Source organism: Hydrogenophaga electricum (genome assembly GCF_030160815.1).
Lineage (GTDB): Bacteria > Pseudomonadota > Gammaproteobacteria > Burkholderiales > Burkholderiaceae_C > Hydrogenophaga > Hydrogenophaga electricum.
This window is the reverse complement of sequence record NZ_BSPB01000012.1, coordinates 58,836-68,460: the sequence shown is the minus strand read 5'-3', so window position 1 is coordinate 68,460 and position 9,625 is coordinate 58,836. Positions and strand designations below refer to the sequence as shown.

The following is a 9,625-nucleotide window of genomic DNA, read 5'->3' as shown; positions in this document are numbered from 1 at the left end:
GCATCAGCATCAGCATCAGCATCAGCATCAGCATCAGCATCAGCATCAGCATCAGCATCAGCATCAGCATCAGCATCAGCATCAGCATCAGCATCAGCATCAGCGTCAGCGTCAGCATCGGCATCGGCATCGGCATCGGCATCGGCATCCGCGTCGGCATCCGCGTCGGCGTCAGCATCGCCATCCGTCGCGTTGTCATCGTCGTCGTTCAACAGGCTGGCCAGGGCGCCCACACCCAGGGCACCGAGGGCGAACTCGCCGAGACCCAGACCGCCGCCCATGGCCGGCACGCTCTTTTTTACAAGCAGCGCTGCCGCTTCCGCCGAGCCATCCTGGTACACCTCCAGATCGCCCGCCGCCAGATCCACCGACACCTGCTCGATGCCGTTGGGCAGCCTGACCGCAGAAATCGTGGCGTCGGTGCCGCTCTTCAGGGTGCCGGTCAGCGGTGCCTGATTGGCGCCCGTGCCCTGAAAAGCCACCGCTGCCTGGCCACCTTCGGGAACGATCACCCGGTCACCGACCATCAGGGGCTGCGCACCCTCGACGGCGATGCGCTGTCCGTCGCGCACGATCTCGACGCCACGGGTGGCTTGCGAGATGGTGCCGACGGGCTGGGCACCGGCCGACGACACAAGGGGCATTCCAGCGCTGGTGCCGCTGCCCGAAGACGCTTGCGCCAGCTGTGTGATTTCCGGCATCGGTGCAAGCGGCGAGCTTCCGGACAGATTCGATGTTGACTGGATCATGACACCCTCAAGGTAGTTGGAGATTCAATACAAAAGCGGTCGCCGGCCAAGAGAAAGGGATATCCCTGAATTTCTGGAAATCAGGAGACCGATAAACACCCACCAGACGGCAACCGCACCACGGTTCCCCTCTGCAATTGCAAGCGCTATGCCCGTTTTTCTCCGGGCTTCGGCAGCACCGGCAGCCCACGCAAGTCTTTGATTCTTATGAAGCCACACCACCGATATCGACCTCAGACGCCGGGTTCATCGCCCCGAACGGGATCAAGGGATGGCGCGTTACGTAACACCGGAAACACCGAGTGGGTAACAGAACACCGACCTGTCGGCATCACCGCAAGCCCACGACAGAAAATCATCAATTCCAGACCGCCGAAACCTTGGGCGCCAGGGAAAAACTCCAATGGGCCGAAAAAATGCCCCCCATATACATGTCGACGAAATCGCGCGATGTGCAAAATTCGTCCAGTTCGGACAAATTCACGCAATAGCCATCACCGTCCACAAGCACCACCCGCACATGGTGTTCGAGCAGGTTTTTCACCGCTTTCACCAAGCGCTGGCGGTCGGCCGTCGAGGCGCGCAGCCGCATGTCGATCAGCAGCCCGGGAATGCGAAGCCCCCAGCCAGACCGCGCCATGCTGATCAGGGCTCCCATGATGTTGTTCACATTCAGCGACGATTCCGCCAGCCGCGCCAATTCCATGAAATCGGAACGGCTCATCAGGGAGAAATCCATGTGTTTCAGCGGCGTCAATTCGGAATCGTGAAATCCCGGTTCGCCATCGGCGAAATCCTGGCTATCGCCATGGCCCATCAGGGTGGCCAACGAGACATAAAGAGGTCGATCCAAGTCCATGATGATCACTTTGCTTCCAGTCCAACGAACAATGGGCGATACCCGTTGACCTGGCGTGTTAACCAGGCGTTACGCCCAACCATGGGAAGATGCACTCTGTCACAGGGAGCAAATTGAATGCCATGCGTTCGCGCCCCTGATTTATTCCGGCACACGCGCGCAACCCCTTGATTTCCAAGGCATCACACACCCCAGGCAACGCGAAAATAGATTTCGTTACGTAACACGCCCCCACACGGAAACACGGACGGTCACACCTTGCGGGTGGTTGCCGGCCAGGGGCTCGGCGCCACGCGGCCGCCTCGGCCGGCGATGGCCTTGCTGTCAGAATGCGGTGCCCGTTCGCGCCATCCCATGAGCCAGCCCCTGACCATCCCGGCGACATGCCACCTCGACGCCCACCCGGCGCACCCCTGCCCCGTGCCGCTGAGGCTGTCGGTCAGCCTCGCGCCCCGGCTGCATGCGGGTGCCCCGGGTATCGGCCTGCGGTACGTGCTGGCGGGCGACTGCGTCCGCGTGCGCATGCCCGCCCCCGTGTCCGGCCCGGGCCCGGCCGACGGGCTCTGGCAGCACACCTGCTTCGAGGCCTTTGTGGCGCTGGAAGGCGCCGCGGCCTACCGAGAATTCAATTTCTCCCCTTCGGGCCAATGGGCGGCTTACCGCTTCAGCCAGGAGCGCGTGCGTGATCTGCCGGCCGAGCAGCAGGCCGGCCCCGCCCGGCCGGCCATGGACATCACCACATTGCGCCGGCGCTGGACGCTTGACGTGCACCTGCCGCTGGACGCCCTGCCGGGCGACGCCGGCGATGTGCGCTGCTGGGGACTGAGCGCCGTGATCGAAACCACCGACGGCCACCTGAGCCACTGGGCGCTGCACCACCCGGCGCCCCGCCCCGACTTCCACCACCCGGCCGGACGCACGCTGCGCCTGCCCGTCCACGCCGCCTGAGCCTGATCTCGCCATGCAATTCGGTATCGAACGTTTCCTCCAGGACCCCGCGCTGCGCGCCCCGCTCGCCGGCCGCCGCGTCGCCCTGCTCGCCCACCCGGCCTCGGTCACGCGCGAGCTGACCCATTCGCTGGACGCGCTGGCCGCCCTGCCCGATGTGCGGCTCAGCGCAGCCTTCGGCCCGCAACACGGTCTGCGCGGCGACAAGCAGGACAACATGGTGGAGTCGCCCGACTTCACCGACCCCGTGCTCGGCGTCCCGGTGTTCAGCCTGTATGGCGAGGTGCGCCGCCCCACCGACGCCATGATGGACACGTTCGACGTGCTGCTGGTCGACCTGCAAGACCTGGGCTGCCGCATCTACACCTTCATCACCACGCTGCGCTACGTGCTGGAAGCGGCGGCGACACACGGCAAGGCGGTGTGGGTGCTGGACCGCCCCAACCCGGCCGGCCGGCCGGTGGAAGGCACGCTGCTGCGCCCAGGCTGGGAAAGCTTCGTCGGCGCCGGCCCGATGCCGATGCGCCACGGCATGACCATGGGCGAACTCGGCCATTGGTTCATCGCCCAGCTCAAGCTGGATCTGGAATACCGCGTCATCGCCATGGACGGCTGGCTGCCCGACGCCGGCCCCGGCTTCGGCTGGCCGGTAGACAGAACCTGGGTCAATCCCAGCCCCAACGCCGCCAACCTCTGGATGGCGCGCGCCTACGCCGGCACGGTGATGCTCGAAGGCACGACGCTGAGCGAAGGCCGGGGCACCACGCGCCCGCTCGAACTGTTCGGCGCGCCCGGCCTCGACACCACCCGCCTGCTGGCCGACATGCAACGCATCGCCCCGCAGTGGCTGGCTGGCTGCCGGCTGCGCCCGTGCTGGTTCGAGCCGACCTTCCACAAACACGCGGGCCAGCTTTGCGCGGGCGTGCAGATCCACGTGGAAGACCCGCTGCATTACGACCACGGCGCTTTCCAGCCGTGGCGCCTGCAAGCCTTGGCCTTCAAGGCGCTGCGGGCGCAGGCGCCGGACTACCCGCTGTGGCGCGACTTCCCCTACGAATACGAAACCGACCGGCTGGCCATCGACCTCATCAACGGCGGGCCGGCGCTGCGCGAGTGGGTCGACAACCCCGCCACCAGCGCGGCCGATCTGGACGCCATCGCCCAGCCCGATGAAGCGGCCTGGCGCGAAGCCCGGCAGCCGTATGTGATCTATTGATTCCTCTGCGTCACTGACGCGGCTGCCCTGACGGGCCGAACACCTGCGGCGCGATGCGGGCCACGAACACCTGCACCGCTTCCAGCGACAGGTGGCCGTAGTCGTAGCTCAGCGGCTCCTTCGCAGCGTCACCCACCCGGGTCAGGCAGCCCTGGGCGTCGCAGAACACGGCCAGGCCGTCGATGAAGTCGATGCCCATGGCCGCCGCGCGCTGGCGCAGTTGTTCGGTCACCGCGCGCACCGGGCCGTCCTGCCCCAGCGGCAGGCGCAGCGGTGGCGGCTGCGAGAACGGCCCCCGCTTCCAGGCGTCCAGCAGCACCTGCGGCAGGGGTTGCTGCCAGTCGGGCGTCGGGCCCAGCAGCACGATGCGCGGCACCCGGGCCGCACGCAAGGCCTGCACCGTGGCCTCCAGCCCGTCAAGCTGATAGCGCGCATGGTGCCACCAGGCGTAGAGCAGCACGATGTCGGGCCGCGCGGCACGGATCGCGCGGAGGTTGTCGTCGTTGAGCGCCCGGCAACCGGGGCGCGGATCGGCGCCCAGGATCGGCGGACACACCGCCCCCGCGCGCTCGGCGATGCCGAAGCGCCAGGCCCCGCTGTCCTGCAAGGCCTTGAAACCCGGGTAGAGCGACGACGCGTGCGAGTCGCCCCAGATGAACAGCAGCGGCCGCCGCTCTTCGATGCAGAAGGGTTTGTAGTCGGAAGGCGGCACGCGGAAGTCGAGAATGCAGTCGTGATAGCGCCAGCCGCGCGTGACCACGGCCGATCCGCCCTGTGCGGTCATGGCGCGCACCACCGGCGGAAAGCGTTCCTCAAAGCCCCGCTGCTGCTGCACCCAGAGTCCGGCGGCCGCCAGCGCTGCCATGCCGCCCAGCAAGGCGGTGGTCACCGGCGTGCGCCACCGGCCCCCCTCGCCGCCGCGGCGAATCGGCCGCTCCACCCAGCGCCAGGTCAACACCGCCAGCAGCCCGCTAAGCAGCAGTGCCGCGGTCAGCACGGCGGACCCGGCGTCGTCGCCATAGCGCAGGCGGGCCCCGACCAGCAACGGCCAGTGCCAGAGATACAGGGGATAGCTGACCAGCCCGATCGCGACCATCGGCCGCCACGCCAGCAGCCAGCGGTTCACAAAGGCGTGCGGCCCGGCCGCGATCAGCAGCGCCGTGCCCAGCGAGGGCAACACCGCCCAGCCCCCGGGGAAGCGCCGCTCCGGATGGATCTGCACGAAGGCCAGCACCAGCAGCGCCACCCCGGTCGCGGCCAGGGCGTGCTGTCGCCAGCCGGTGGCGGCACGCGCCGGCCGCGCCACCTGCCGGGCCGCCAGCCAGGCCCCGACCATCAGCTCCCAGAACCGCCCGAACGGGTGGAAGTACGCGGCCGCCATGTCGGTGCGCACCAGCCACAGGTTGAAGCCCCACGACAGCAGCCCCAGGCCTACGATGCACCACCCGGTGCGCGCCGCCCCCGCGCCCCGGGCTCCGCGCCACAAGGCCCACAGCGCCAGCGGCCACAGCAGGTAGAACTGCTCCTCGATGGCCAGCGACCACAGGTGCAGCAGCGGCTTGGCCGCCGACGCAGCGTCGAAGTAGCCCGCTTCGCGCCAGTAGGCCAGGTTCGCCACGAACAGCGCCCCGGCCGCCACATGCCGGCCCAACGCCGCGTAGTCGGCCGGTGTCAGCCACCACGCGCCAAAGACCAGCACGGCCGCCAGCACCAGCGCCAGCGCCGGGAAAATGCGGCGGATGCGACGGACGTAGAAATCCCGGAAGCTGAAGCGGCCGTGCGCCAGTTGCCCCAGCACGATGCCGCTGATCAGATAACCCGAGATGACGAAAAAGATGTCGACCCCGATGAACCCGCCGGCGAAACGCGCGGGCCAGGCGTGGTGCAGCAGCACCGCCAGCACGGCCACGGCGCGCAGCCCGTCGACATCGGGCCGGTAACTCAGGGGCGAAGGGGCCGGAGGGGTCATGCAGAAGGCCGCTCGGCCGCGCGTGCCAAGGGCCCGCGCCGTGCCGAAGTGTTAGGGTGGCGGGCATGATGCCATCCCCCGATCACCCCCGCACCGAAGCGCCGCTTCTGCTGCACGCCCAGGGCCTGCAGTTCGGCTGGCCCGGCCAGCCCCCGCTGCTGGCAGGGCGCGACCTGCGCCTTCCCGCTGGCGTGAGCTTCGTCACTGGCGACGAAAGCTGCGGCAAGACCTCCCTGCTGCGCCTGCTGGCCGGCGACCTGGTGCCGCAAGCCGGCCGCATCGCTCTGTGGGCCGACGGCGCCTGGTGCAGTCCGGACGGCGATCCGGCCGCCTGGCGCCGTCAGGTGTTCTGGATCGACCCGGCCACCGAGGCCCACGATGCGCTGAGCCCGCGCCAGTTCTGGGACCGGCAGGCCCAGGTGTGGCCGCGCTTTTCGGCCGATGCCGTCGAGGCACTGAGCGAGGACTTCGCGCTCGCCCCGCACCTGGACAAGCCGCTGTACATGCTCTCGGCCGGCAGCCGGCGCAAGGTCTGGCTGACGGCGGGGTTCGCCTCCGGCGCCACACTGACGCTGATCGACCAGCCCTTTGCCGCGCTGGACGGGCCGTCCATGCGCTGCCTGCGCGCGCTGTTCACAGACGCGAGCGACCACCCGGGCCGGGCCTGGGTGGTCGCTGATTACGAAGTGCCCGAAGGCGTGCCGCTGGCCGCACACATCCGGCTGCCCTGAAAGCCGGCCGGAGCGTGCTCCCGGGCGGTCAGTTGGCCACGCGCCAGCTGCCATCCGGTTGCCGGCAAGCGGTGCCGTACACCGTGTCGGGCTGGCCCCCCACGCGGGCATGCATGGTGTATTCGCGGCAGGGCGCGCCGTTCTGCTCGTAGGTGCGCGTGGGCGTGACGTTGTATTCGTTGCGCGTATCGGGGTTCACCCAGCCCGTCGGCTGCCCGGTGCGCGCGGTCTCGAACGCGTAGGCTGCCCGGGAGCGGTCATTGGCGTCCATGGACCGGCCCACGTTGGCACCGATGTTGGCCCCGATCATGGTGCCGATCACGGTGGCCACGATGCGGCCGCTGCCGCCACCCACCTGAGAGCCGACGGCGCCGCCGAGCACGCCGCCGACGATGGCGCCAGACTGTTCATTGGGCCCGCCCATGGTGCCGCAACCGGCCAGCGCCAGCGCGGCGGACACGGCGAGCACCCCATGGCGAAGCGGAAGGGTTCGAAGGTTCATCTTGTTCTCCTTGAATGCCTCTTGGACCACGCCGCCTGCCGGCGGGTTCCCCGAGGCCGTGCCGCGATCATAGGCCGGCACCCCATCGGCCGGTTGCAGGCTTACACGCCTTTTCCGCCTGTTTACCCGGCGTTAACCTTCTGCATCATCTTCAGCGTCCGCCCAGGCCCATACCGCGCGAGATCACCTCTTTCATGATCTCGTTGGTGCCACCGTAGATGCGCTGCACGCGCGCGTCGGCATACGCCCGGGTGATCGGGTATTCCCACATGTAGCCGTAGCCGCCGTGCAGTTGCACGCACTCGTCCATCACCTTGCACTGCAGGTCGGAACACCAGTACTTGGCCATGCTGGCGGTGGCGGTGTCGAGCTTGTCTTCGCACACCAGTTCGCAGCACTTGTCCACGAACACGCGCGCCACCTGCACCTCGGTCTGCAGCTCGGCCAGGGTGTAACGGGTGTTCTGATAGTTCGCCACCGGCTGGCCGAACACCTTGCGGTCCTTCACGTACTGCACCGTCCAGTCGATGGCGGCCTGTGCCGAAGCGACGGCGCCAATCGCGATCTGCAGCCGCTCCCACGGCAACTGCTCCATCAGACAGATGAAACCGCGGCCCTCGAACGCGGCGCCCCCCAGCAGGTTCTCGGCCGGCACCTTCACGTTGTCGAAGAACAGCTCGGAGGTGTCCTGCGCCTTCATGCCCAGCTTCTTCAAGCGCTTGCCCTTGCTGAAGCCTTCCATGCCCTGCTCGACCAACAGCAGGCTGGTGCCCTTTCCTCCCCGTTGCTCGCCCGCGGCCGGATCGGTCTTGGCGACCACGATCACCAGATCGGCGTGCCAGCCGTTGGTGATGAAGGTCTTGCTGCCGTTGAGCAGGTAGCTGCCATCGGCCTGCCGGATGGCCGTGGTTTTCACGCCTTGCAGGTCGCTGCCGGCAGCCGGCTCGCTCATCGCGATGGCGCCGACCATCTCGCCCGTGGCCAGCAGCGGCAGGTATTTCTGTTTCTGCGCCTCGGTACCGTAGTGCAGGATGTACGGCGCCACGATCTCGCTGTGCAGGCCGAAGCCGATGCCGCTCACGCCGGCGCGCGCGATCTCTTCCATCTGCGCCACCGAATACAGCCGGTCGGCACCAGCACCGCCGTAGGCCTCGGGCATGGTCATGCACAGAAAGCCGTTTTCTCCGGCCTTGCGCCAGACTTCGCGATCCACAAAGCCTTGCTCCTCCCAGTTATCGTGGAACGGGCTGACCTCCTTCTCGACAAAGCGGCGAAAGCTGTCGCGAAAAGCTTCGTGGTCGGCGTTGAACAGGGTGCGGGGAATCATGGTGTCACCTTCAGGACGATGGGGGTTGATTTTCACAAAGCGATTGCTTGGCAAAAGTCTATACTGATCCGATCGTCCAGACCATCCGGTCCCATCCCCGAGGAGACACCATGAGCGAAGCCTTCGTCTACGACGCCATCCGCACCCCGCGCGGCAAGGGCAAGAAGGACGGCAGCCTGCACGAAGTCAAGCCGATCAACCTGCTCGCCAGCCTGCTGACCGAGCTTCAGAAACGCAATGACCTGGACACGGCAGCCGTGGACGACGTGGTCATGGGCGTGGTCTCGCCCATCGGCGAACAGGGTTCGGTGATTCCCAAGGTCGCGGCCCTCAAGGCCGGCTGGGACTGGCAGTGCGCCGGCGTGCAGCTCAACCGCTTCTGCGCCTCGGGCCTGGAGGCCGTGAACATGGCGGCCATGAAGGTGCGCAGCGGCTGGGAAGACTTGGTGGTGGCTGGCGGCGTGGAAAGCATGAGCCGCGTGCCCATCGGTTCGGACGGCGGCGCCTGGGCACAAGACCCTGAAACCCACAGCGCCACCCTGTTCGTGCCGCAAGGCATCGGCGCCGACCTGATCGCCACGCTCAGCGGCTTCAGCCGCGAGGACGTCGACGCCTTCGCACTCGAATCGCAGAAGCGCGCCGCCGCCGCGCGCGACTCCGGCCACTTCGACCGCTCGGTCGTGCCGGTCAAGGACAAGATGGGCCTGACCATCCTGGAAAAAGACGAGTTCATCAAGCCGGGTACGACGATGGAAGGCCTGGCCGGGCTCAAGCCCGCCTTCGAGCAACTGGGCGCCATGGGCTTTGACAGCGTGGCGCTGCAACGCTACCCGCAGGTCGAGCGCATCCACCACGTGCACCATGCGGGCAACTCGTCCGGCATCGTCGACGGCGCGGCCGCCATCTTGATCGGCAGCGAAGCCGCCGGCAAGACCCACGGTTTCACGCCGCGCGCCCGCATCGTCGCCGCAGCACTGTCGGGCGCCGACCCGACCATCATGCTCACCGGCCCCATGCCGGCGGCGCGCAAGGCGCTGGCCAAGGCCGGCTTGAGCATCGACCAGATCGACCTGTTCGAGGTCAACGAGGCCTTTGCCGCCGTGCCCATGAAGTTCATGCAGGAAATGGGGGTGCCGCATCAGAAGGTCAACGTCAACGGCGGCGCCATCGCCTTGGGCCACCCGCTGGGCGCCACGGGCGCCATGATTCTGAACACCCTGATCGACGAGTTGCACCGGACCGGCAAGCGCTACGGACTGGCGACCCTCTGCGTCGGCGGCGGCATGGGCATTGCCACCATCGTTGAACGGATCTGATCGAAAGC

8 protein-coding genes and 1 pseudogene are annotated in these 9,625 nt (G+C 67.6%); 4 read left to right on the top strand and 5 right to left on the bottom strand.

What is annotated here, in order from left to right:
* A pseudogene (locus QQK43_RS09775) lies at positions 1-749 on the bottom strand (hypothetical protein); the annotation flags it as partial.
* Between the two features lie 358 nt (positions 750-1,107).
* Positions 1,108-1,608: a hypothetical protein gene (locus tag QQK43_RS09770; protein ID WP_284307606.1), complete on the bottom strand. Its 501-nt coding sequence runs from the start codon at positions 1,606-1,608 to the stop codon at positions 1,108-1,110.
* A gap of 354 nt (positions 1,609-1,962) precedes the next feature.
* Between QQK43_RS09770 and QQK43_RS09765 the strand changes: the two genes are divergently transcribed.
* Both QQK43_RS09765 and QQK43_RS09760 read left to right on the top strand, forming a co-directional pair.
* Complete coding sequence (locus tag QQK43_RS09765; RefSeq protein WP_284307605.1) at positions 1,963-2,556, top strand: DOMON-like domain-containing protein; 594 nt, start codon at positions 1,963-1,965, stop codon at positions 2,554-2,556.
* A 13-nt stretch (positions 2,557-2,569) separates the two neighbouring features.
* The gene (locus tag QQK43_RS09760) at positions 2,570-3,772 is read left to right on the top strand and encodes an exo-beta-N-acetylmuramidase NamZ family protein (protein WP_284307604.1); all 1,203 of its coding nucleotides are present in this window, start codon (positions 2,570-2,572) and stop codon (positions 3,770-3,772) included.
* 10 nt (positions 3,773-3,782) lie between these two features.
* Here QQK43_RS09760 and QQK43_RS09755 read toward each other — a convergent pair whose 3' ends face one another.
* Positions 3,783-5,741: an acyltransferase family protein gene (locus tag QQK43_RS09755; protein WP_284307603.1), complete on the bottom strand. Its 1,959-nt coding sequence runs from the start codon at positions 5,739-5,741 to the stop codon at positions 3,783-3,785.
* 65 nt (positions 5,742-5,806) lie between these two features.
* Here QQK43_RS09755 and QQK43_RS09750 point away from each other — a divergent pair, with 65 nt between their 5' ends.
* Entirely contained in the window at positions 5,807-6,472 is a 666-nt protein-coding gene (locus tag QQK43_RS09750; RefSeq protein ID WP_234262841.1) for an ABC transporter ATP-binding protein, read from the top strand.
* A 28-nt stretch (positions 6,473-6,500) separates the two neighbouring features.
* On the opposite strand, the gene QQK43_RS09745 is transcribed toward QQK43_RS09750, so the two are convergent.
* Complete coding sequence (locus QQK43_RS09745; RefSeq protein WP_234262840.1) at positions 6,501-6,974, bottom strand: RT0821/Lpp0805 family surface protein; 474 nt, start codon at positions 6,972-6,974, stop codon at positions 6,501-6,503.
* A 151-nt stretch (positions 6,975-7,125) separates the two neighbouring features.
* Positions 7,126-8,301, bottom strand: coding sequence for an acyl-CoA dehydrogenase family protein (locus tag QQK43_RS09740; RefSeq protein ID WP_284307602.1), 1,176 nt, complete (start codon positions 8,299-8,301; stop codon positions 7,126-7,128).
* 110 nt (positions 8,302-8,411) lie between these two features.
* On the opposite strand from QQK43_RS09740, the gene QQK43_RS09735 reads away from it, so the two are divergent.
* The gene (locus QQK43_RS09735; protein WP_284307601.1) at positions 8,412-9,617 is read left to right on the top strand and encodes an acetyl-CoA C-acetyltransferase; all 1,206 of its coding nucleotides are present in this window, start codon (positions 8,412-8,414) and stop codon (positions 9,615-9,617) included.
* Positions 9,618-9,625: the final 8 nt, after the last annotated feature.

Coding starts and splice junctions, on each gene's coding strand:
- QQK43_RS09770 (WP_284307606.1), bottom strand. CDS start 1,608: ATGGACTTGGATCGACCTCTTTATGTCTCGTTGGCCACCCTGATGGGC.
- QQK43_RS09750 (WP_234262841.1), top strand. CDS start 5,807: ATGATGCCATCCCCCGATCACCCCCGCACCGAAGCGCCGCTTCTGCTG.
- QQK43_RS09745 (WP_234262840.1), bottom strand. CDS start 6,974: ATGAACCTTCGAACCCTTCCGCTTCGCCATGGGGTGCTCGCCGTGTCC.
- QQK43_RS09755 (WP_284307603.1), bottom strand. CDS start 5,741: ATGACCCCTCCGGCCCCTTCGCCCCTGAGTTACCGGCCCGATGTCGAC.
- QQK43_RS09765 (WP_284307605.1), top strand. CDS start 1,963: ATGAGCCAGCCCCTGACCATCCCGGCGACATGCCACCTCGACGCCCAC.
- QQK43_RS09760 (WP_284307604.1), top strand. CDS start 2,570: ATGCAATTCGGTATCGAACGTTTCCTCCAGGACCCCGCGCTGCGCGCC.
- QQK43_RS09740 (WP_284307602.1), bottom strand. CDS start 8,301: ATGATTCCCCGCACCCTGTTCAACGCCGACCACGAAGCTTTTCGCGAC.
- QQK43_RS09735 (WP_284307601.1), top strand. CDS start 8,412: ATGAGCGAAGCCTTCGTCTACGACGCCATCCGCACCCCGCGCGGCAAG.